Raw genomic sequence first — 21,519 nt, 5'->3', positions numbered from 1 at the left:
AAGGGGCAAGTGTACTGGCTGGAGCGCAGCGCTTGCGAGGCGTGGCGGCGATCGGCCGCCGTCCTCCCTATAATGTCCGCTCGCAGTTGTCCGGAGTCGTCGCCATGGCCGTCCATCTCACCCCCGTCGCCCATGCCCGCGTGCAGCGCTTCGTCGCGCAGACGCCTGGCGCGCTGGGATTGCGCTTCGGCGTCGAGCGCACCGGCTGTTCCGGCTGGGGCCATGTCACCGACCTGGCGCGCGAGGCACGTCCGGACGACGCGGTGTTCGAGCAGGATGGCGTGCGCATCTACGTCGATGCCACCAGCCTGCCGCTGGTGGACGGCACCGAGATCGACTTCGGCAAGCAGGGCCTTGGCGAGACCTTCGTGTTCCGCAACCCGAATGCCACCGCCGAATGCGGCTGCGGCGAGAGCTTCACCACCGACGCCGCGCACGCCGACGCGCCCTGAGCGTTGCCGCGCCGGCCAAGCGGCCTCCTCCGCGGAGGACGTAGGGCAGGGCGGTATCGGTTCGCATGCAACTGCCTCAGTTCCTCCATCATCCCAACGCCTACGCGCTGTGCTTCGCGCAGGAAGACGGGGTCTGCGATTGCTGCGGCGAAACCCGCGCGTGGCGCTACCAGGGGCCGTTCTACTGTGCCGGCGACGGTCCGGAGTTCCTGTGTCCCTGGTGCATCGCCGACGGTCGCGCCGCGGCCCGCTTCGAGGGCGAGTTCAACGACTGGGTGGAGATCGAGGGCGTCTCGCCCGACCCGGACGACGCGCCGCCGGCCATCGATGCCGCGCTGCTGCAGGCGATCTGCACGCGCACGCCGGGGTATTCGGCCTGGCAGCAGCCGGTGTGGCTGAGCCATTGCGACCAGCCCTGCGCCTTCCTTGGCTACGCCGGGGGCGATGACCTCGCGCCGATCCTGGACGAGGTCATGCCCGACATCGTCGAGGCCACCCCGCGCGATGCGGACTGGCTGCTGGCGCGGCTGTCGCGCGACGGCACGCTGGTCGGCTGCCTGTTCCGTTGCCTGCAGTGCGGCCAGCATCGCCTGCATGTCGATATGGGGTGAGTTCGAAGGCCGGGACCCGGGGCCCGGGACCGGGGACCCGGAAGAGCGGTCTGGATCCCTTCTTCGCGCAGGTGGGTTGAGACATCTCGCCACGAGAGGCCGGGCGGCCTTGCTTTCCGGGTCCCGGGCCCCGGGTCCCGGCTTCGTTAAGCCAGGACATTCATTCAGCCTCCGCTTCGACAGCTTGTCCGTGGCGGCACTTCTACGCCATAATGTGCGGCTTCCTGCCTTCCCGGCGGGAGTCCTTGCCCCACCGCCGTCACCACCGCGGGGGGCTGTCCGGCCGCAAGGCCACATCCGAAAGGTAAACACCATGAGTCGTCATTACGAAATCGTGTTCCTGGTCCACCCGGATCAGAGCGAGCAGGTCCCGGCCATGATCGAGCGCTACAAGTCGCTGGTCGAGAACGGCAAGGGCACCATCCACCGTCTGGAAGACTGGGGCCGCCGCCAGCTGGCGTACCCGATCCAGAACCTGGTGAAGGCCCACTACGTCATGCTGAACATCGAAGTGGACCAGGCCGTGCTGAGCGAGCTGGTCGAGAGCTTCCGCTTCAACGACGCGGTGCTGCGCCACCTGGTGATCAAGCGCGACGGTCCCGACACCGAGCAGTCGCTGATCATGAAGAGCAAGGACGAGAAGGCCGACAAGCCCGAGCGCGGTGAGCGCCGTCGTCGCGACGACGAAGAGGGCGATGCGCCCGCCGCCGCCACCGAAACCGACGGCGACGCCGCCGAAGCCGCCTAAGGAGCACGCTCATGTCCAAGTTCTTCCGTCGTCGCAAGTTCTGCAAGTTCACCGCCGAGGGCGTCAAAGAGATCGACTACAAGGATCTCAACACCCTGCGCCAGTACCTCACCGAGAACGGCAAGATCGTGCCGAGCCGCGTGACCGGCACCAAGTCCAAGTACCAGCGTCAGCTGGCCACGGCGGTCAAGCGCGCGCGTTTCCTGGCGCTGATCCCGTACACGGACAACCACGACGTTTGATTCCGGGTCTCCCGGAACGCAACACGGCCCGCACCTTCCGGTGCGGGCATTCAACCGAAGTCTGGCGATCGAAGAGTGCGGTGCCGATCGGGTGCAAATCCCGATTCCCGAATCCCCAATCCCGGCTTCATCCTATTCGGACAGCACCCGTTGCGGCGGCCGCGTGCCGACGCTAACGAATAACGGAGCAAGACCATGCAACTGATTCTTCTGCAGAAAGTGACCAACCTGGGCGGCCTCGGCGACAAGGTCGACGTCAAGCCGGGCTACGGCCGCAACTACCTGGTGCCGCAGGGCAAGGCCGTGCCGGCCACCGCCGCCAACATCGCCGAGTTCGAAGCCAAGCGCGCCGAGTACGAAGCCAAGGCCAAGTCGATCCACGACGACGCCGAAGCCCGTGCCGCCAAGCTGGAAGGCGCCAGCGTGACCGTCAAGGCCAACGCGTCCACCGAAGGCAAGCTGTACGGCTCGGTCGGCCCGCGCGACATCGCCGAGGCCTTCACCGCCGCCGGCATGCCGCTGGAGAAGGGCGAAGTGGTGCTGGGCGAAGGCGCGTTCCGCAACATCGGCGAGTACGAGGTGCTGGTGCGCCTGCACGCCGACGTGGAAACCACGGTCAAGGTCGTGGTCGAAGCCGACGCCTGATCGCGTCGTCATCGCTGTACCGACACGGGCACCGCAAGGTGCCCGTGTCGTTTGTGCCGACCTGCGCCGCCGTCGGCGGGTCGTGTGGCCCTGGCTGGCACGGCTGGCGGGTACCGGTCGCCTGCAGGTGCGATCGCCGTCGCATCGGCGCCACCCGGCGCAGGCCGCCCCGGTGCCGCGCAGGGGCCGCTATACTCAGCGACTCGTGTCCGATGTCGACCCGGTGGTGTAGCCGCATCAATGGGTTGGAAGCAGGACCTCACCTGGATCTTCATTAGCGGCAGCGCAGCTCGGAATGCCGGCGGCGCCTGCCATGGATTGCCCGCACCATGCGCCTGTCGACCATCAAGCTGTCCGGCTTCAAGTCCTTCGTCGATCCGACCACGCTGCACCTGCCGACCAACATGACCGGCATCGTCGGTCCGAACGGCTGCGGCAAGTCGAACATCATCGACGCGGTGCGCTGGGTGATGGGCGAAAGTTCGGCCAGCCGCCTGCGCGGCGATTCGCTGACAGACGTGATCTTCTCCGGTTCCTCGGCGCGCAAGCCGGTGTCGCAGGCCACGGTGGAGCTGATCTTCGACAACTCCGACCACACCATCTCCGGCGAGTACGCCTCGTTCAACGAGATCTCGGTCAAGCGCCAGGTCAGCCGCGACGGCAGCAGCAGCTACTACCTCAACGGCACCAAGTGCCGGCGCCGCGACATCACCGACCTGTTCCTGGGCACGGGCCTGGGCCCGCGCAGCTACTCGATCATCGAGCAGGGCATGATCAGCCAGATCATCGAGGCGCGCCCGGAGGACCTGCGCGTGTACCTGGAGGAGGCCGCCGGCATCTCCAAGTACAAGGAGCGGCGCAAGGAGACCGAGACCCGCATCCGCCACACCCGCGAGAACCTGGAGCGGCTGGGCGACCTGCGCGAGGAGATCGGCAAGCAGCTCGAGCACCTCAAGCGCCAGGCGCGCCAGGCCGAGCAGTACCAGGCGCTGCAGGAAGAACGGCGGATCAAGGACGCGCAGTGGAAGGCGCTGGAATACCGCGGCCTGGACGGGCGCCTGCAGGGCCTGCGCGAGGCGCTGGGCCAGGAAGAGACCCGCCTGCAGCAACTGATCGCCGAGCAGCGCGATGCCGAGGCGCGCATCGAGACCGGCCGCGTGCGCCGCGAGGAAGCCGCCGAGGCGCTGAGCACCGCGCAGGCCGAGGTCTACAGGGTCGGCAGCACCCTGGCCCGGATCGAACAGCAGATCCAGCACCAGCGCGACCTGTCGCAGCGTCTGCACAAGGCGCGCGACGAGGCGCAACTGGCGCTCGCCGAGCTCGGCCAGCACATCGGCACCGACGAGGCCAAGCTGGCGCTGTTGCGCGAATCGGTCGACGTGGCCGGCCCGCAGCTGGAGCAGCTGCAGGAAGACAACGAATACAAGCAGGAAGCGCTGCGCGAGGCCGAGGCGCGCCTGGCCGACTGGCAGCAGCGCTGGGAATCGCATCAGCGCAACACCGCCGAAGCCTCGCGCGCCGGCGAGGTGGAGCGCACCCGCGTCGATTACCTGGACCGGCAGTCGCTGGAGGCCGAGCGCCGCCGCGAGGCGCTGCTGGCCGAGCGCGCCGGGCTGGACCTGGACGCGCTGGCCGAGGCGTTCGCGCAGCTGGAACTGCAGCACGAGACCCAGCGCGCCGCGCTGGATGGCCTGAACGAGCAGGTCGAGGCGCGCAAGCAGGCCGTGGCGGCGCTGCAGGACCAGCAGCGCACCGCCCAGGCCGAGCTGGCCGACGTGCGCAAGCAGGCGCAGTCCGCGCGCGGCCGGCTGTCGTCGCTGGAAACCCTGCAGCAGGCCGCGCTCGGCCAGGAGCAGGGCGCGGCGGTGGCCTGGCTGCAGGCGCGCGGGCTGGATTCGGCGGCGCGCGTCGGCGAGCGGCTCAGCGTGGAGAGCGGCTGGGAGAATGCGGTCGAAGGCGCGCTCGGGCAGTTGATCGAAGGCGTGCTGGTGGAGGCGCCGGAAACCCTGGTCGACGCCCTGGGCGAACTCGGCGAAGGCCGCATCGCCCTGGTCAGCGGCGCCGAGGCGGCCGAGACCTTCGCGCCGACCTCGCTCGCGGCCAAGGTGCAGGGGCCGATCGCGATCCGCCGGCTGCTGGCGCGGCTGCATGCCGCCGAGGATTTGAGCGCGGCGCGGGCGTTGCTGCCGCAGCTGGGCGAGGGCGATTCCATCGTCACCCGCGACGGTGCGCGCCTGGGTCAGGGCTGGCTGCGGGTGTCGCGCTCCGGCGCGGCCAAGCAGGGCGCGCTGCTGCGCGAGCGCGAGATCCAGAGCCTGCGTGGCCAGATCGAGACGCTGCAGGAGCGCGAGGCCGACCTCGAACACCGCCTGGGCGAGCTGCGCGCGCAACTGCTGGCCGGCGAGCAGCAGCGCGAGGACGCGCAGCGCCAGCTGTACCAGGCGCACCGCAGCGCCTCCGAACTGGCCGGGCAGTTGCAGAGCCAGCAAGGCAAGGTCGACGCCGCGCGCACCCGCATCGAGCGTATCGAGCTGGAGGTCGCGCAGCTGCTGGAAACCCTGGACAGCAGCCGCGAGCAAGCGCGCGAGGCGCGCTCCAAGCTGGAGGACGCGGTCACCAGCATGGGCGACCTGGAGTCGGTGCGGCATGCGCTGGAAAGCGAGCGCCGTCAGCTCACCGAGGCGCGCGACCTGGCCCGCGACGCCGCGCGGCGGGTGCGCGAGGCCTCGCACGCGCTGGCCCTGACCCTGGAGTCGCAGCGCACCCAGATCGCCTCGCTGAGCCAGGCGCTGGAGCGCATGGGCAACCAGCGCGGGCAACTGGACGCGCGCCTGGGCGAACTCAGCGCGCAGTTGAACGAGGGCGATTCGCCGGTGCTGGCCCTGGAGGCCGAGCACCAGGCCGCGCTGAGCGAGCGCGTGCGCACCGATCGCGCGCTCGGCGAGGCGCGCGCGCTGCTCGACGGCATCGACAACGAACTGCGCGCGCTGGAGCAGACCCGCCAGCAGCGCGACGAACAGGCGCTGGCGCAGCGCGAGCGCATCGCCCAGCGCCGGCTCGACCAGCAGGCGCTGGTGCTCAGCGCCGAGCAGCTGTCGGCGGCGGTGGTCAAGGCCGGCTTCGTGCTCGAGGACGTCATCAATGGCCTGCCCGAGCAGGCCGACCCGGCCGAGTGGGAGCAGGCGGTGCAGCAGATCGATGGACGCATGCGCCGGCTGGAACCGGTCAACCTGGCGGCGATCAGCGAGTACGGCGAGGCCGCGCAGCGCGCCGAGTACCTGGAAGCGCAGGACGTCGACCTGAACACCGCGCTGGAAACCCTGGAGGACGCCATCCGCAAGATCGATCGCGAGACCCGCGGCCGCTTCAAGGACACCTTCGACCGGGTCAATTCCGGCGTGCAGGCGCTGTATCCGCGCCTGTTCGGCGGCGGCCATGCCTACCTCGAGCTGACCGGCGAGGATCTGCTGGACACCGGCGTGGCGATCATGGCGCGCCCCCCGGGCAAGCGCGTGTCCAGCATCTCGCTGCTGTCCGGCGGCGAGAAGGCGATGACCGCGGTGGCGCTGGTGTTCGCGATCTTCCAGCTCAACCCTGCGCCGTTCTGTCTGCTCGACGAGGTGGACGCGCCGCTGGACGAAGCCAACGTCGGCCGCCTGGCGGCGATGGTCAAGGAAATGAGCGAGAAGGTGCAGTTCCTGTTCGTCAGCCACAACAAGGCGACGATGGAGGCGGCGCATCAGCTCAGCGGCGTCACCATGCGCGAGCCCGGCGTCAGCCGCCTGGTCAGCGTGGACCTCGAGGAGGCCGCGCGTTTGGCGGGCGCGGCCTGACGTGACATGCTAAAGGACGTGATGCGCGTCGAGGCGTTGTCCCTGTACTGGCAGACGTCGTGCGCACCAAGCAGTTATTTTCCCCCTGTGTACCCTTGCCGGAGTAACCCCTGAATGTCCGACATGGCAATGCTACGCATCGGCATCCTCGCCGCCGGCTTGCTGTTGATTGCGGCGATCTTCCTGTTCGGCCGCCCGAAGAAACCGAGCCAGGGCCGGCGCGTGGAGTCGGCCGATCCGGCCGCGCCGCGCCGCGAACCCTCGCTGGGCGACGCCGCCCCGGCTGTCGGCGATGAAACGCTGACCGCGGATGGTGCGGACGGCGAAGCGCGCCAACCCGACCTGGGCCTGCCCGCGGCGGAGTCGCCCGGCGCCGACCTCGGCAAGCGGCCGAGCCAGGATTTCGACAAGATCGTCTCGCTGTACGTCGCCGCCCGTGCCGGGCAGGTATTGCGCGGCGAAGACATCGTGGTGGCCGCGGAGAAGACCGGCCTGACCTTCGGTCACATGAACGTGTTCCACCGCCTGGTGGAAGGGCATCCCGAGCGCGGCCCGATCTTCAGCATGGCGAGCATCATGAAGCCGGGCAGCTTCGACATGGCGCACATCCGCGAGATGGAGACCCCGGCGATCGCCTTCTTCCTGACCCTGCCGGCGCCGCTGACCGCCCTCGACGCCTGGGAGAAGATGCTGCCGACCGTGCAGCGCATGGGCGAGTTGCTCGATGGCGTGGTCCTGGACGACAGCCGCAACGCCCTGGGCCGCCAGCGCATCGCCCACATCCGCGACGACCTGCGCGCCTACGACCGCCAGCACCAGGCGCCGCCGTTGACGAAGGCCCCGCGCTGGTGAGCGCCGCGCCGTTGGCGCGGCGCAGGGATTGGGGAGTTGGGATTGGGGATTCGCTTAAGGGCTGGGATTGGGGAGTTGGGATTGGGGATTCGCTTAAGGGCTGGGATTGGGGAGTTGGGATTGGGGGTTCGCAAAGCGGGTCCCGAGTGCTGATCGCCCGGCGCGCTCTTCCCTTCTCCCTTCGGGAGAAGGTGCCCCGAAGGGGCGGATGAGGGTACGGCCGCCGCCGACGCCAGAAACACGTGGTCTTGGCTCTCGCTAATTTCCAATCCCCATTCCCGAATCCCAGCCCTTAAGCGAATCCCCAATCCCGAATCCCCAATCCCAGGCGCGCTACTTGCGCGCCTTAACAAACGCATCCCGAAACCGCAGCATCTCCGCTTCGCTGCCCACGGTGACGCGCACCAGCTTCGGCCAGATCGGCCAGCTGCGGCCGACGATCACGCCTTGCTTGGCCATCGCCGCGGCAAAGGCGGCGCCGTCGCGCTTGACGTCGACCATGAAGCAGTTGGCCTGCGACGGCAGGCACTTGTAGCCCTTGCTCTGCAGCCAGGCGATGGTGGCGTCGCGGATGCGCGCGTTCTCGGCGCGGCGCGTGGGCACCAGTTGCAGGTCCTGCAGGCTGGCGATACCGGCGGCGAGGGCGGGCACCGACACCGGATTCTGGCCGAACGCGGCCAGCTTGGTCTGCAGCCCCGGCGCGGCCACCGCCAGGCCCAGTCGCAGCCCGGCCATGCCGTACAGCTTGGAGAAGGTGCGCAGCACCAGCAGGTCCTGGCGCTGGCCGATCAGATCGATCACCGACGGCTCGTCGCTGTAATGCAGGTAGGCCTCGTCGACCAGCAGCACGCTGGAGGCGGGCTTGTTGGCCAGCAGCCATTCGATGTCGGCGCGCTTGGTGATCGAACCGGTCGGGTTGTTGGGATTGCACAGGTAGATCAGGCCGGCGTTCGGATCGGCGCTGGCCATGGCCTTGACGTCGTGCGCACCGTCGGCGCGCAACGGCACCCGCCGCACCGGTGCGCCATGCGCGGCGGCGACATCGGCCACCGCTTCGAACGTTGGATCGGCCACCACCACACCGGCGCGCGATGAAGTGAAGGCGCGCGCGGCGCGGGCCAGCGGCTCGCTGGAGCCGGGATAGACGGCCACGTGGTCGGCCGGCAGGCGCTGCTCGCCGACGAAGGCGGCGATCAGTGCGTCCGACAGCTCGAACAGGTAGCGGCCGCTACGCGGCAGGATCGCCTGCGCCGCCGCCAGCGCCGCAGGCGCAGGACCCAGCGGGCATTCGTTGAAGTTCAGGTACACGGTGCCGGCCGCCGGTGCCACACCCGGTGTCGCGGCTGCGGCGGCGGCTGCCTTGCGCCGTGCCGCCTCCGCGACGGGCGCCAAACCAACGGCGCCGAGCGCCAGGCCGGAGGTGGCCAGAGACAGGAAGGAACGGCGCGAGACCGGTAGCGACACGTGGCTCTCCAGAGCGGGCGGGGGAGGTCACGTTAACGAGATGTTAATGGTGGGGCAAGGGAGTGAGGGGTGGGGATTCGGGATTTGGGATGGCTTGAGGTCGGGATTAGGGATTGGGAATTGGGGATTGGTAAAAGCGGGGCACTAACGCTGATCGGCAGCGCGTTTCCTTCTCCCGTCGGGAGAAGGTGCCCCGAAGGGGCGGATGAGGGTCCGGGCGAAGCCTCGCGTTGCCAGATCGGTGCGGGCGCTGCGCGCTCCGTACCCTCACCCCAACCCCTCTCCCGGGGGGAGAGGGGCTTTGGCCTCTCCCTTCTCCCGTCGGGAGAAGGTGCCCCGAAGGGGCGGATGAGGGTGCGGGCGAAGCTTCGCGTTGCCAGATCGGTGCGGGTACTGCGTTGCTCCGTACCTTCAGCCCAACCCCTCTTCCGAAGGGAAAGGGGCTTCGGCTTCTCCCTTCTCCCTTCTCCCTTCTCCCTTCTCCCTTCTCCCTCGGGAGAAGGTGCCCCGCAGGGGCGGATGAGGGTGCGAACGCCACGAACGCTCGCAATCTAGAGCTTGCTTCCGCGAATCCCCAATCCCCAATCCCAGCCTTCAAGCTACTATCGCCCCCTCTCCGTTACCCGCATTCCCGCTGCGCATGACCGCAACTCCCGATCCCCAGCAGCGTGCCGCCGAGTTGCGCCAGCGCATCGACGACGCCAACCACCGCTACTACGTGCTCGACGACGCCGCGATCCCCGATGCCGAGTACGACGCGCTGATGCGCGAGCTGGAAGCGCTGGAAGCCGCGCACCCTGAGCTGGCCAGCGCGGACTCGCCGACACGCAAGGTCGGTGCGCGGCCGGACGGTGGCTTCCCGGAGGTGCGCCACGCGATCCCGATGCTGTCGTTGGCCAATGCCTTCGAAACCCCGGGCGTGGCCGAGGACGCCGACGACCGCACGCGCTTCGCCGAAGTCGCCGATTTCGAGCGCCGCATCGAGCGCGAACTGGAGCTGGCCGCGCCGGTGTTCTCGGTCGAGCCGAAGCTCGACGGCCTGGCGATCAGCCTGCGCTACGAGGATGGCGTGTTCGTGCAGGGTGCCACCCGCGGCGACGGCAGCACCGGCGAGGACGTCACCGCCAACCTGCGCCAGGTGCGCTCGGTACCGCTGAAGTTGCGCGACCTCGGCACGCCGCCGCCGGCGGTGCTGGAGGTGCGCGGCGAGATCTACATGCCGCGCGCCGCGTTCGCCGCGTGGAATGCGCAGGCGCTGGAGCGCAACGAGAAGCTGTTGGCCAATCCGCGCAATGGCGCGGCGGGGTCGCTGCGTCAGCTCGATCCGGCGGTCACCCGACGCCGGCCGCTGGCGTTCTTCGCCTACTCGGTGGGCGAGGTGCGTGGCCTGGAGCTGCCCGAAACCCATTCGCAGACGCTGCAACTGCTGCGCGACTACGGCTTCCCGGTCGCGCCGGAGGCGGACACCGCCACCGGCTTCGATGGCCTGATCGCCTATTTCCGCCGCATCGGCGCCGCCCGCGACAGCCTGCCGTACGACATCGACGGCGTGGTCTACAAGCTCGACGACTACGACCAGCAACAGGCGATGGGCTTCGTCTCGCGCGCACCGCGCTGGGCGCTGGCGCACAAGTTCCCGGCGCAGGAACAATCCACCGTGCTGCGCGCGATCGAGGTGCAGATCGGCCGCACCGGTGCGGTCACCCCGGTGGCGCGGCTGGAGCCGGTGCAGGTCGCCGGCGTCACCGTCACCAACGCGACCTTGCACAACGCCGACCAGATCGCGCGGCTGGACGTGCGCGAGGGCGATACGGTGATCGTGCGCCGCGCCGGCGACGTGATCCCGGAAGTGGTGCGGGTGATCGAGGAGCGGCGTCCGCCTGGCACCGTGCCGTGGACGATGCCGGCAGCGTGCCCGGTGTGCGGCTCGGAACTGGTCAAGGAAGAGGACGCGGTGGCCTGGCGCTGCAGCGGCGGCCTGGCCTGCGCCGCGCAGCGCAAGGAAGCCTTGCGGCACTTCGCCTCGCGCCGCGCGCTGGACATCGAAGGCCTGGGCGAGCGCCAGGCCGACGCCCTGGTCGAGTTCGGCTTCGTGCAGTCGCTGGCCGACCTGTACGCCTTGAGCGTGGAGGACTTGGTGCGGATGAAGGCCGCGCTGGACGCGGCCACTGCCGCCGACCTGCTGCAGGCGGTCGAGGACAGCAAGGGCGCGCTGGGGCTGGACGCGGCCGGCCGCGCTGCGCTGGAGGACGAGGCCACGCCGTGGCGGCGCGCCGACTTCCTGCGCGCGCACCTGGCGGTGGAGCTGGGCGGCAAGCTGGCGACCAAGTGGGCGGAGAACCTGGTCGCCGGCATCCATGCCAGCCGCGCCACGACCCTGCCGCGCTTCCTGTTCGCGCTGGGCATTCCGCACCTGGGCGAGACCACGGCCAAGGCGCTGGCCTACTGGCTGGGCTCGCTGGCGTTCGTGCGCAGCACCCCGGCGGTACTGCTGCAGGCGCTGCCGGACATCGGCGGCGAGGTGGCGCGCTCGATCGCGACGTTCTTCGAGCAGCCCGGCAACGCCGCGGTGGTCGATGCCTTGATCGCGGCAGGCATCGGCTTCTCCGACGAGGGCAAGCCGCCGGCGGAACTGCGCGAGCGCCTGGACCTGGCGCACCTGCTCGGCACGCTGCCGGTGGACAAGCTCGGCGGCAAGAGCGCGCAGCGGCTGGCCGCCACCTACGGCACCCTGGATGCCCTGTTGCGCGCCAACGAAAGCGGCTGGACCGGGGCCGGCCTGTCCACGGCCGGCGCCGCCAACCTGGCCGCGTACCTGGCCGACCCGGCGCAGAAGCAGGCCTTGCTGGAGGCCGAGGCGGCGATGCAGCGCCTGCTCGACGCCGCACCGGCACAGACGCAACGCCGCGCCGGCCCACTGGACGGGCAGACCGTGGTGCTGACCGGCACGTTGACCGCGCTGACCCGCGACGAGGCCAAGGCGCAACTGGAGGCGCTGGGCGCCAAGGTCGCCGGCAGCGTGTCGAAGAAGACCGCGTTCGTGGTCGCCGGCGAGGCCGCCGGCTCCAAGCTCGACAAGGCGCAGGAACTGGGCGTGGCGGTGTGGGACGAGGCGCAGCTGCTGGCGTTCCTGCAATCGCCGGGGCAGGGCGCATGAGTGCGCTCGGCATGGCGCAGGAGGAACTGCGCTGGCGCACCGCCGACGTGGCCGACCAGCCGGCCTTGCTGGCGATGCTGCAGGCGTTCTACGCCGAGGACGGCATCGCCTTCGATACAGAGCGGGTGACGCGCGGCCTGCAGGCGCTGCTCACGCAGCCGGCGCTGGGCGAGGCGCTGCTGTGGCTGGCGCCGGACGGCACGGTGGTCGGCTATGCGCTGATCACCGCTTGTTTCAGCGTCGAACTGGGCGGGCGCTATCTGCTGCTCGACGAGTTGTACCTGGGCCCGGACGCGCGCGGCCGCGGCTGGGGTCGGCGCGCGGTGGCGCTGGTCGAGGCGCGGGCCCGCGCGCTGGGCGCGGACGTGCTGCGGATGGAGGTCAACCACCACAACGCCGCCGCCAAGCGCCTGTACCTGGGCCTGGGCTACCGCGACGACGCGCGCGACCAACTGAGCCGCCGGCTCGACACGGCGCACTGATGGACCTGCTGTCCGCGCTGCAGTTGCGCGCCCTGCTCAATGCCGCCATCCGCGGCTTCTTCGCCGCGCGCGGCGTGCTGGAAGTGGAGACGCCGATGCTGTCGGCTGCCGGCAACACCGAGCCGAACATCGACAGCTTCCAGACCCGCTTCAGCGGCCACGTCGATGCCGGTCAGGCGTTGCGCTGGCTGCGCACCTCGCCCGAGTACCCGCTGAAGCGGCTGCTCGCCGCCGGCATCGGCGACTGCTACGAACTGGGGCGGGTGTTCCGCAACGGCGAGGCCGGCGGCCGCCACAATCCCGAGTTCACCATGCTCGAGTGGTACCGGGTGGGCTGGGATCACCGGCAGCTGATCGACGAAACCGTGGAGCTGGTGCGCACGGCGCTGGCCCTGGTCGGGCGCAGCGCCACGCTGCAGGTGCTCAGCTACCGCGACCTGTTCCTGCAGGGGCTGGAGCTGGATCCGTTCACTGCGCCCCTGGAGGCGTTGCAGCAGCCATTGCGCGATATCCGCATCGACGCCGACGGCCTTGGCCGCGACGACTGGCTGGACCTGCTGATGACCCACCGCCTGCAGCCGGCGTTCCCGGCCGATCGCCTCACCGTGGTTCACGACTGGCCGGCCAGCCAGTGCGCGCTGGCGCGCATCCGCGACGGCGATCCGCCGGTGGCCGAGCGCTTCGAGCTGTACCTGGGCGGCTACGAGCTGGCCAACGGTTACCACGAGCTCAACGATGCCGGCGAGCAGCGCCGGCGCTTCCTGCGCGACCATGCGCTGCGCCAGGCGCGCGGTGCGGTGCTGCCGCCGCTGGACGAACGCCTGTTGCAGGCGCTGCCGGCGTTGCCCGATTGCGCCGGCGTGGCGGTCGGCGTGGACCGGCTGCTGATGGCGATGCGCGGCACCGCGCAGATCGGCGACGTGCTCGCCTACGATTTCGCGCATGCCTGAACCGGTCTTCATGAACGGCTTCGATACGTTGTTGCGCTGTCCACATCGATGATGGTTTGATCGGGCACGGCATGCGCTCACGGCGCGCCAGCAGGTCTTCGTTGTTCAGGTTCTAGGCATAGGGGCAGAGCCAAGCATGAAGTGGGCGTACGGGCTCGGTGGCTGGTGTTGGCTGGGATTGGCGGCAAGCGTGTGGCCGATGCCGTCGCCGGCGCAGAACGCCGATGCGTACGACGCCGCGGTGGTGCGCTGCGAATCGCGCGACATGACCTGGGTGCATTGCCCGATGCCCACCGAGCAGGGCGTGCAACTGGTGCGACAACTGTCCGACAACGACTGCATCCGCGGCAGCGAGTGGGGTTCCGACGCCACCGGCGTGTGGGTGACCCTGGGCTGCCGCGCCGAATTCCGTCCAAATCCTGGGGAGACGCCGCGTAGCGCCATGCGCCGCGTGTTGCGTTGCGAGTCCGACGGGCGCCTGGAGAGCTGCCCGGTGATGCTGCGTGGGGCGCCGGTGCGCCTGATGCGGCAGCTGTCGTCGGTGCCGTGTCGCGAGGAGCGCAGCTGGGGCGTGCGCCGCAACGAGATCTGGGTCGCGCGCGGCTGTCGCGGCGAGTTCGAGATCGGCGCCGCCGACGGCTCCGGCTTCCCCGCCGGTCCGCGGCCGGTGCTGTGCGAATCCAAGGGCAAGGCGCGGCGCCGCTGCGGGGTCAGCGTGCAGGACCGTGTCGAACTGCGTCGGCAACTGTCCGGCGCCGCCTGCGTGCAGGACGACAGCTGGGGCTGGGACCGCGACGGCATCTGGGTCGACAAGGGCTGCCGCGCCGAGTTCAGCGTCAATTGATCGCGCTGGCGCTGCGGCGCCGCGCTCGGTCCTCAATCCGCAATCGCCGGCGTTTACAATGGCGCGATGAACGCCGCCCTCGATATCGATTACGCCCGCTACGACCATATCCGCCCGATCCTGTGGACCGGCGATGCGCTGGAACTGCTGGACCAGCGCAAGCTGCCGTTCGCGGTGGAACACGTGCGCTGCAGCGACAGCGACCAAGTGGCCGCGGCGATCCACGCCCTGGCCGTGCGCGGCGCGCCCGCGATCGGCATCGCCGCCGGCTGGGGCACGGTGCTGGCGGCGCGCGAGGTGCACGCCGAGAACGGTGCCGAGGCGCTGCTGAAGCTGGAGCCGGCCCTGCAGCGGCTCAATGCCGCGCGGCCGACCGCGGTCAACCTGGCCTGGGCGCTGGCGCGCATGCGCAGCGTGCTGGGCGCAGCCGGCAGCGACTGGCACTCGGTGCTGGAGCGCGAAGCGCAGGCGATCGCCGAAGAGGATCTGGCCGCCAACCGGCACATGGGCGCGCTCGGCGCCGGCCTGATCGCCGCCGGCAGCGGCGTGCTGACTCATTGCAACACCGGCTCGCTGGCCACTGCCGGCTTCGGCACCGCACTGGGCGTGATCCGCGCCGGCGTCGCCCAGCAGCGCATCGCCAAGGTGTTCGCCGGCGAGACCCGGCCTTGGCTGCAAGGCGCGCGGTTGACCGTGTGGGAACTGCAGCAAGACGGCATCGACGCGACCCTGATCGCCGATTCGGCGGCCTCGCACCTGATGAAGACCGGGGCGGTGCAGTGGGTGATCGTCGGCGCCGACCGCATCTGCGCCAACGGCGACACCGCCAACAAGATCGGCACCTACCAGCTGGCGATCGCCGCGCGCCACCATGGCGTCAAGTTCATGGTGGTGGCGCCGTCGTCCACCGTGGACATGGACACCGCCGACGGCGCGCAGATCGAGATCGAGCAGCGCGATCCGGGCGAACTGTTCGGCGTGGGCGGCACCCGCACCGTGGCCGACGGCATCGCCGCGTGGAACCCGGTGTTCGACGTGACACCGGCCGCGCTGATCGATGCCATCGTCACCGAGCGCGGGGTGATCGAGCAGCCGGACCCGGCACGCATGCGCGCGGCCTTCGGCGGCTGACGTCGGAAGCAGCGCCACAGCGCCCCGGCAAACGCGGCCGATGGCGCGCAAGTGCTTGTTCGGGCCGGCAAAAACCGGGCAATCGGGCGCCCGTCATGCTAGAATCCGGCGGTTCGATCGACCGCCGTGCGCCCTAGGCGTGCGGCCGCGGCGGGCCTGCCTGTCGCGGGCCGGCGTCGTGGTCGATCCGCCACCAGACTTACGGAACCCGAATGGCAGAATCCGCCAAGGAAATCATCCAGGTCAACCTGGAAGACGAGATGCGCAAGAGCTACCTCGATTACGCCATGAGCGTGATCGTGGGGCGTGCCCTCCCGGATGCGCGCGACGGCCTCAAGCCGGTGCATCGCCGCGTGTTGTTCGCGATGAACGAGCTGGGCGCGCACAGCAACAAGCCCTACTACAAGTCGGCGCGTATCGTCGGCGACGTCATCGGTAAGTACCACCCGCACGGCGACCAGTCGGTGTACGACACCCTGGTGCGCATGGCGCAGCCGTTCTCGCTGCGCTACCTGATGGTGGACGGGCAGGGTAACTTCGGTTCGGTCGACGGCGACTCCGCTGCGGCGATGCGTTACACCGAGGCGCGCATGTCGCGGCTCGCGCACGAGATGATGGCCGACATCGACAAGGAAACCGTCGATTTCCAGCCCAACTACGACGAGAAGGAACAGGAACCGTCGGTGATGCCGACGCGCTTCCCGAGCCTGCTGGTCAACGGCTCGGCCGGCATCGCGGTGGGCATGGCCACCAACATCCCGCCGCACAACCTGACCGAGTCGATCAACGCCTGCCTGGCACTGATCGACAATCCGCAGATCGACGTCGACGGGTTGATGGAACACATCCCCGGTCCGGATTTCCCGACCGCCGGCATCATCAACGGCACCACCGGCATCGTCGCCGGCTACCGCACCGGCCGCGGCCGCGTGCGCATGCGTGCCAAGGCCGAGATCGAGATCCAGGACAACGGCCGCGAAGCGATCGTGGTCACCGAGATCCCGTACCAGGTCAACAAGGCGCGGCTGATCGAGAAGATCGCCGAGCTGGTCAAGGAAAAGAAGCTCGAAGGCATCAGCGAGCTGCGCGACGAGTCCGACAAGGACGGCATGCGCATCTACATCGAGGTCAAGCGCGGCGAAGCCGCCGACGTGGTGCTGAACAACCTGTACCAGCAGACCCAGATGGAGTCGGTGTTCGGCATCAACATGGTGGCGCTGGTCGACGGCCGCCCGCAGTTGATGAACCTCAAGCAGATGCTGGAGGCGTTCGTCCGTCACCGCCGCGAAGTGGTCACCCGCCGCACCATCTTCGAACTGCGCAAGGCGCGCGCCCGCGCGCACATCCTGGAAGGCCTGACCGTCGCGCTCGCCAACATCGACGAGATGATCGAGCTGATCAAGACCTCGGCGAATCCCAACGAGGCGCGCGAGCGCATGCTGGCCAAGACCTGGCAACCGGGCCTGGTCGGCGCGCTGCTCGGCGCGGCCGGCGCCGAGGCCTCGCGTCCGGAAGACCTGCCCAGCGGTGTCGGCCTGGTCAACGGCGGCTACCAGTTGACCGAGGTGCAGGCCACGCAGATCCTGGAAATGCGCCTGCACCGCCTGACCGGCCTGGAGCAGGAGCGCCTGACCGAGGAATACAAGCAACTGCTGGAGGCGATCGCGGGGCTGATCCGCATCCTGGAAAACCCGGACGTGCTGTTGCAGGTGATCCGCGAGGAACTGGTCAACATCCGCGAGGAATACGGCGATGCGCGCCGTACCGAGATCCGCCACAGCGAGGAGGATCTGGACATCCTCGACCTGATCGCGCCGGAAGACGTGGTGGTGACCCTGTCGCATGCCGGCTACGCCAAGCGCCAGCCGGTCAGCGCCTACCGCGCGCAGCGTCGCGGCGGCCGCGGCCGCAGCGCGGCGGCGACCAAGGAAGAGGATTTCATCGACCAGCTGTGGCTGGTCAACACCCATGACACGCTGCTGACCTTCACCAGCAGCGGCAAGGTGTTCTGGCTGCCGGTGCACCAGTTGCCCGAAGCCGGGCCGAACGCGCGCGGCCGTCCGATCGTCAACTGGATTCCGCTGGAGAACGGCGAGCGCGTGCAGGCGGTGTTGCCGGTGCGCGAGTATGCCGAAGGCCGCTACGTGTTCTTCGCCACCCGCAATGGCATGGTCAAGAAGACCCCGCTGAGCGAGTTCGCGTTCCAGCGCAAGATCGGCAAGATCGCGATCAACCTGGACGAGGGCGACGCGCTGGTCGGCGTGGCGCTCACCGACGGCGAGCGCGACGTGCTGCTGTTCGCCTCCAACGGCAAGACCGTGCGTTTCTCCGAGCGGCCCAAGGACGACGAGGCCGATGATGCGGTCATCGACGAGGCCGGTGCCGACGAGGTCGCCGTGGCCGACGACGAGGCGGCGGGCGAGGAGGGCGACGAGACCCGTGGCGCGCGGCGCAAGAGCCGCGGCGGCGTCAAGCCGACCGGGCGCAGCAGCCGCGGCGTGCGCGGCATTCGCCTGGCCAAGAGCGAGTACGTGGTCAGCCTGATCGTGGCCGAGCCGGCCGTGGGCCAGGACGAGGATGCCGAGGATGTCGACGCCGCGGCGGACACCGAGGTCGATGCCGAGGCGCGCAATGGCGACGAGGCCGATGCCTACATCCTCACCGCGACCGAGAACGGCTACGGCAAGCGCACCCCGCTGGTCGAGTATCCGCGCAAGGGCCGTGGCACCCAGGGCGTGATCGGCATCCAGACCAGCGAGCGCAACGGCAAGCTGGTCGGCGCGGTGCTGCTGAGCACCCGCGACGAAGTGCTGCTGATCTCCGACGGCGGCACGCTGGTGCGGACCCGCGCTTCGGAAATCTCCCGCGTCGGCCGCAACACCCAGGGCGTGACCCTGATCCGCCTGTCCAAGGGCGAGAAGCTGCAGGCGGTCGAACGCCTGGATGGCTCGCTGGTCGAGGAAGACGTGCTGCCGGGAGAGGACGGCGTCGCCGAAGGCGCTGGCGAGGCGGCACCGCCGCAGGAGTGATCCGCGCCTGAGCGAACGACGACGCCGGCCTCGCGCCGGCGTCGTCGTTTCGGGGGGGCGGTCAGCAAGAGGCGGGCGACGTGCTGCGAGTCCATGCAAGCGACGCCATGACCGCCGCCTGTGCGTCCGCTACGACACCGAATGCGCCCATGCCGGCAGGCAGTGGTCGCCTTCGACGGCACATGCCGCGTGACGCCCAGGTCGTCGCGGGGTCACGAAGACCGCAACGTTGCGTGTCAGTGTGTGTCGTCGAGAAACGCATCACGTTCACTGGCTGCTTGGGATAAGGATGCGCGGCGCACATGCGCCGCTGCCACGGCGGATGTTCCGCGTGGCCGTGTCCTGGAAGGAGTGGCAATGAATGCATTCGAACAAACGCAGCGTCGTGGCGGCTGGCCGCTGCGCCTGCTCGGCGGTGCCTGCACGCTGATCGGCGTGGTGCTGGCCGCCGGTGGCGCTTGGCTGCTGGCGCTGGGCGGTTCCTGGTACTACTTGGTCGCTGGCCTCGGCCTGGCGATCTCCGGCGTGCAGCTGTGGCGCGCGCGGCGCAATGGCGCGTTGTGGTTCGCCGCGACCTTCCTGCTGTCGCTGCTGTGGGCGGCATGGGAATCGGGCGCCGATTACTGGCGCTGGGTGCCGCGCATGGGCCTGATGGTATTCCTGGCCTTGCTGCTGGCGCTGCTGCTGCCGCGGCTGGAGCGGCCGTTCTCGCACACGCTGTCGCGCACGCTCGCCGCCGTGCTGGCGCTGGTGTTCGTCGGCGCGTTCGCGCTGGCGTTCCTGCCGTACGGGGTGACCGAGGCCGATGGCGCATTGGCGCATGCGGCCGGCATGGCCGCGGCGCTCAGGACCCCGCGTGCCGGCGTACAGCCGGCCGATGCGCCCGCCGATGCCGACTGGGCCGCCTACGGCCGCGACAACGCCGGCAGTCGCTATACGCCGCTGCACCAGATCACGCCCGGCAACGTGGCGCAACTGCGCACCGCCTGGACCTTCCGCACCGGCGACCTGCCGGACAAGCGCTGGGGTGCGGAGACCACGCCGCTGAAGATCGGCGACAGCCTGTACCTGTGCAGCGCACGCAACCAGCTGATCGCGCTGGATGCGCGCAGCGGCCGCGAACGCTGGCGCTACGATCCCAAGGTGGCCGACAAGGCGATCCCGTACACCGCCGCCTGCCGCGGCGTCAGCTACTACGCGGTGCCCGACGCCGAGGCCTCGACATCGACCGCGTGCCGCCATCGCATCATCGAAGGCACCCTGGACGGGCGCCTGATCGCCGTCGATGCCGCCGACGGCAAGCCGTGCGAGGACTTCGGCCAGCATGGCCAGGTCGACATCACCGTCGGCATGGGCTCCACGCCGCCCGGCTATGTCTCGATCAATTCGCCGCCGACCATCGTGCGCGGCGTGGTCGTCACCGGCCACCAGGTGCTGGACGGACAGAAGCGCTACGAACCCTCCGGCGTGATCCAGGGCTTCGACGCGGTGACCGGCGCGCTGCGCTGGGCCTGGGACATGACCCATCCGGACTGGACCGGCGCGCCACCGCCGGGGCAGACCTGGACCCGCGGCACCCCGAACATGTGGACCAGCGCCGCCGGCGACGAACAGCTCGGCTACGTGTACCTGCCGATGGGCAACTCATCGGCCGACTACTGGAGCAGTTCGCGGACCCCGCAGGAGGATCGCTACGCGACCTCGCTGGTCGCGTTGGACGTCACTACCGGCAAGCCGGTGTGGAATTTCCAGACCACCCACATCGACGTGTGGGACTACGACCTGGGCTCGCAACCGACCCTGCTGGATTTCCCGCACGACGGCACGACCGTGCCGGCGGTGCTGCTGCCGAGCAAGCAGGGCGAGCTGTACGTGCTCGACCGGCGCACCGGCAAACCGCTGGTCGGGGTCGAGGAACGTCCGGTCCCGGGCGGCGGCGTAGAGCCGCAGCGCCGCGCCAAGACCCAGCCGTTCTCGCTGTACCACTCGCTGCGCAAGCGCGACCTGACCGAGCGCGACATGTGGGGCATGACCCCGATCGATCAGCTGGTGTGCCGCATCCAGTTCCGCAGCGCCAGCTACAAGGGCATCTACACGCCGCCGGAAGCCGATCGGCATTCGATCGAGTATCCAGGCTACAACGGCGGTTCGGACTGGGGCAGTGTCGCTGTGGATCCGCAGCGCGGGGTGATCGTCGCCAACTACAACGACATGCCCAACTACAACCGCCTGGTCCCGCGGGCCAAGGCCGACAAGCTGGGCTGGGCGCCGCGCGACCAGGTGCGCGGCGACAGCGGCGGCGCGGAGGGCGCAGGCGATCCGCAGGCGGGCACGCCGTATGCGATCAACGTCAACGCCGGCTGGCGCCTGCCGTTCACCGGGCTGCTGTGCAAGCAGCCGCCCTACGGTGGCATCCGCGCGATCGACCTGGCCAGCGGCAAGACCCTGTGGGACCGACCGTTCGGCAGTGCGCGGGGCAATGGCCCGTTCGGCATCCACTCCGGCTTGCCGATCGAGATCGGCACGCCCAACAACGGCGGTGCCGTGGTCAGCGCCAGCGGCCTGATCTTCATTGCCGCGGCCACCGACGACATGATCCGCGCGATCGACCTGGCCAGCGGCAAGACGCTGTGGCAGGCCAAGCTGCCGGCCGGCGGCCAAGCCACGCCGATGGTGTACGCGGTCGACGGCCGCGAGTACCTGGTCATCGTCGCCGCCGGCCATCACTTCATGGAGACCAAGCGCGGCGACTACGTGATCGCCTACGCGCTGCCGGCAGCGTCGTGATGCTCGCCGTCGCTGCGAGGTCGCGATGCGGCTTCGCAGCGGAGGGACGTGGCGGACGCGGGGCGGGCGTATTCGGACGCCCAGCATGCCGCGCAGCGAGCAGCGTTGCGTCGCGATTCGTCCGCGCGAGGCATGTGCGATTCGCAACCTGCAGGTAGGAGCGGCTTCAGCCGCGACAGGTTCTCCTAGGAAAGCCTGTCGCGGCTGAAGCCGCTCCTTGTATCTGGACCTGGCGCCCTTAAACAGGCGTCATGTCTTCCGACTGATCATCGGAGGAGGTGTGGGAAGTCCA

Annotated in this window: 15 protein-coding genes; 14 read left to right on the top strand and 1 reads right to left on the bottom strand. The window is 69.6% G+C overall.

Annotated elements, in window-relative coordinates:
- Positions 1–104 precede the first annotated feature (104 nt).
- The 7 genes from GGR64_RS20255 (at position 105) to zipA (ending at position 7,383) form a co-directional block, all read left to right on the top strand.
- On the top strand, positions 105–452 hold the full coding sequence (locus GGR64_RS20255) for an iron-sulfur cluster assembly accessory protein (protein ID WP_160967868.1): 348 nt from the start codon (positions 105–107) through the stop codon (positions 450–452).
- Between the two features lie 65 nt (positions 453–517).
- Positions 518–1,063 (top strand): CbrC family protein, encoded by a 546-nt coding sequence (locus GGR64_RS20250; RefSeq protein ID WP_184648085.1) that lies wholly within the window; start codon positions 518–520, stop codon positions 1,061–1,063.
- 313 nt (positions 1,064–1,376) lie between these two features.
- Positions 1,377–1,811, top strand: a complete 435-nt coding sequence (rpsF, locus tag GGR64_RS20245) for a 30S ribosomal protein S6 (protein WP_160960247.1) — start codon at positions 1,377–1,379, stop codon at positions 1,809–1,811.
- An 11-nt stretch (positions 1,812–1,822) separates the two neighbouring features.
- Complete coding sequence (gene rpsR / locus GGR64_RS20240) at positions 1,823–2,053, top strand: 30S ribosomal protein S18 (protein ID WP_002804494.1); 231 nt, start codon at positions 1,823–1,825, stop codon at positions 2,051–2,053.
- Between the two features lie 195 nt (positions 2,054–2,248).
- Entirely contained in the window at positions 2,249–2,698 is a 450-nt protein-coding gene (gene rplI / locus GGR64_RS20235; RefSeq protein WP_010342531.1) for a 50S ribosomal protein L9, read from the top strand.
- 329 nt (positions 2,699–3,027) lie between these two features.
- Positions 3,028–6,531 (top strand): chromosome segregation protein SMC, encoded by a 3,504-nt coding sequence (smc, locus tag GGR64_RS20230; RefSeq protein WP_184648083.1) that lies wholly within the window; start codon positions 3,028–3,030, stop codon positions 6,529–6,531.
- 114 nt (positions 6,532–6,645) lie between these two features.
- Positions 6,646–7,383, top strand: a complete 738-nt coding sequence (zipA, locus tag GGR64_RS20225; protein ID WP_184648081.1) for a cell division protein ZipA — start codon at positions 6,646–6,648, stop codon at positions 7,381–7,383.
- A 333-nt stretch (positions 7,384–7,716) separates the two neighbouring features.
- Here the strand turns inward: zipA and GGR64_RS20220 are convergent, their stop codons facing one another.
- The gene (locus GGR64_RS20220) at positions 7,717–8,847 is read right to left on the bottom strand and encodes a pyridoxal phosphate-dependent aminotransferase (protein ID WP_184648079.1); all 1,131 of its coding nucleotides are present in this window, start codon (positions 8,845–8,847) and stop codon (positions 7,717–7,719) included.
- Positions 8,848–9,487: 640 nt separating this feature from the next.
- Here GGR64_RS20220 and ligA point away from each other — a divergent pair.
- From ligA to GGR64_RS20185, 7 genes are all read left to right on the top strand, one after another.
- On the top strand, positions 9,488–12,004 hold the full coding sequence (gene ligA, locus GGR64_RS20215) for an NAD-dependent DNA ligase LigA (protein WP_184648077.1): 2,517 nt from the start codon (positions 9,488–9,490) through the stop codon (positions 12,002–12,004).
- A complete protein-coding gene (locus GGR64_RS20210; protein WP_184648075.1) occupies positions 12,001–12,486 on the top strand; it encodes a GNAT family N-acetyltransferase in 486 nt (161 codons plus the stop codon). Before ligA ends, GGR64_RS20210 begins: the two co-directional genes overlap by 4 nt.
- Complete coding sequence (gene epmA / locus GGR64_RS20205) at positions 12,486–13,436, top strand: EF-P lysine aminoacylase EpmA (RefSeq protein WP_184648074.1); 951 nt, start codon at positions 12,486–12,488, stop codon at positions 13,434–13,436. Before GGR64_RS20210 ends, epmA begins: the two co-directional genes overlap by 1 nt.
- A 199-nt stretch (positions 13,437–13,635) precedes the next feature.
- Positions 13,636–14,280, top strand: a complete 645-nt coding sequence (locus GGR64_RS20200) for a DUF3011 domain-containing protein (RefSeq protein ID WP_160967957.1) — start codon at positions 13,636–13,638, stop codon at positions 14,278–14,280.
- Between the two features lie 66 nt (positions 14,281–14,346).
- The gene (gene mtnA, locus GGR64_RS20195) at positions 14,347–15,411 is read left to right on the top strand and encodes an S-methyl-5-thioribose-1-phosphate isomerase (RefSeq protein WP_184648072.1); all 1,065 of its coding nucleotides are present in this window, start codon (positions 14,347–14,349) and stop codon (positions 15,409–15,411) included.
- A 212-nt stretch (positions 15,412–15,623) separates the two neighbouring features.
- Positions 15,624–18,440 (top strand): DNA gyrase subunit A, encoded by a 2,817-nt coding sequence (gene gyrA, locus GGR64_RS20190; protein ID WP_184447776.1) that lies wholly within the window; start codon positions 15,624–15,626, stop codon positions 18,438–18,440.
- A gap of 357 nt (positions 18,441–18,797) precedes the next feature.
- The gene (locus tag GGR64_RS20185) at positions 18,798–21,227 is read left to right on the top strand and encodes a membrane-bound PQQ-dependent dehydrogenase, glucose/quinate/shikimate family (protein WP_184648071.1); all 2,430 of its coding nucleotides are present in this window, start codon (positions 18,798–18,800) and stop codon (positions 21,225–21,227) included.
- The last annotated feature ends 292 nt before the right edge of the window (positions 21,228–21,519 follow it).

It is taken from the genome of Xanthomonas sp. 3307, from assembly GCF_014199735.1.
GTDB classification, from domain to species: domain Bacteria; phylum Pseudomonadota; class Gammaproteobacteria; order Xanthomonadales; family Xanthomonadaceae; genus Xanthomonas_A; species Xanthomonas_A rydalmerensis.
The sequence above is the reverse complement of the archived record's forward strand: the minus strand, read 5'-3'. Positions and strand labels throughout refer to the sequence as shown.

Excerpts from the sequence above, each read along its gene's own strand:
- GGR64_RS20210 (WP_184648075.1), top strand. The coding sequence starts at position 12,001 with ATGAGTGCGCTCGGCATGGCGCAGGAGGAACTGCGCTGGCGCACCGCC.
- rplI (WP_010342531.1), top strand. The coding sequence starts at position 2,249 with ATGCAACTGATTCTTCTGCAGAAAGTGACCAACCTGGGCGGCCTCGGC.
- rpsF (WP_160960247.1), top strand. The coding sequence starts at position 1,377 with ATGAGTCGTCATTACGAAATCGTGTTCCTGGTCCACCCGGATCAGAGC.
- mtnA (WP_184648072.1), top strand. The coding sequence starts at position 14,347 with ATGAACGCCGCCCTCGATATCGATTACGCCCGCTACGACCATATCCGC.
- GGR64_RS20250 (WP_184648085.1), top strand. The coding sequence starts at position 518 with ATGCAACTGCCTCAGTTCCTCCATCATCCCAACGCCTACGCGCTGTGC.
- smc (WP_184648083.1), top strand. The coding sequence starts at position 3,028 with ATGCGCCTGTCGACCATCAAGCTGTCCGGCTTCAAGTCCTTCGTCGAT.
- ligA (WP_184648077.1), top strand. The coding sequence starts at position 9,488 with ATGACCGCAACTCCCGATCCCCAGCAGCGTGCCGCCGAGTTGCGCCAG.
- gyrA (WP_184447776.1), top strand. The coding sequence starts at position 15,624 with ATGGCAGAATCCGCCAAGGAAATCATCCAGGTCAACCTGGAAGACGAG.
- rpsR (WP_002804494.1), top strand. The coding sequence starts at position 1,823 with ATGTCCAAGTTCTTCCGTCGTCGCAAGTTCTGCAAGTTCACCGCCGAG.
- GGR64_RS20200 (WP_160967957.1), top strand. The coding sequence starts at position 13,636 with ATGCCGTCGCCGGCGCAGAACGCCGATGCGTACGACGCCGCGGTGGTG.
- GGR64_RS20185 (WP_184648071.1), top strand. The coding sequence starts at position 18,798 with ATGAATGCATTCGAACAAACGCAGCGTCGTGGCGGCTGGCCGCTGCGC.
- zipA (WP_184648081.1), top strand. The coding sequence starts at position 6,646 with ATGTCCGACATGGCAATGCTACGCATCGGCATCCTCGCCGCCGGCTTG.
- GGR64_RS20255 (WP_160967868.1), top strand. The coding sequence starts at position 105 with ATGGCCGTCCATCTCACCCCCGTCGCCCATGCCCGCGTGCAGCGCTTC.
- epmA (WP_184648074.1), top strand. The coding sequence starts at position 12,486 with ATGGACCTGCTGTCCGCGCTGCAGTTGCGCGCCCTGCTCAATGCCGCC.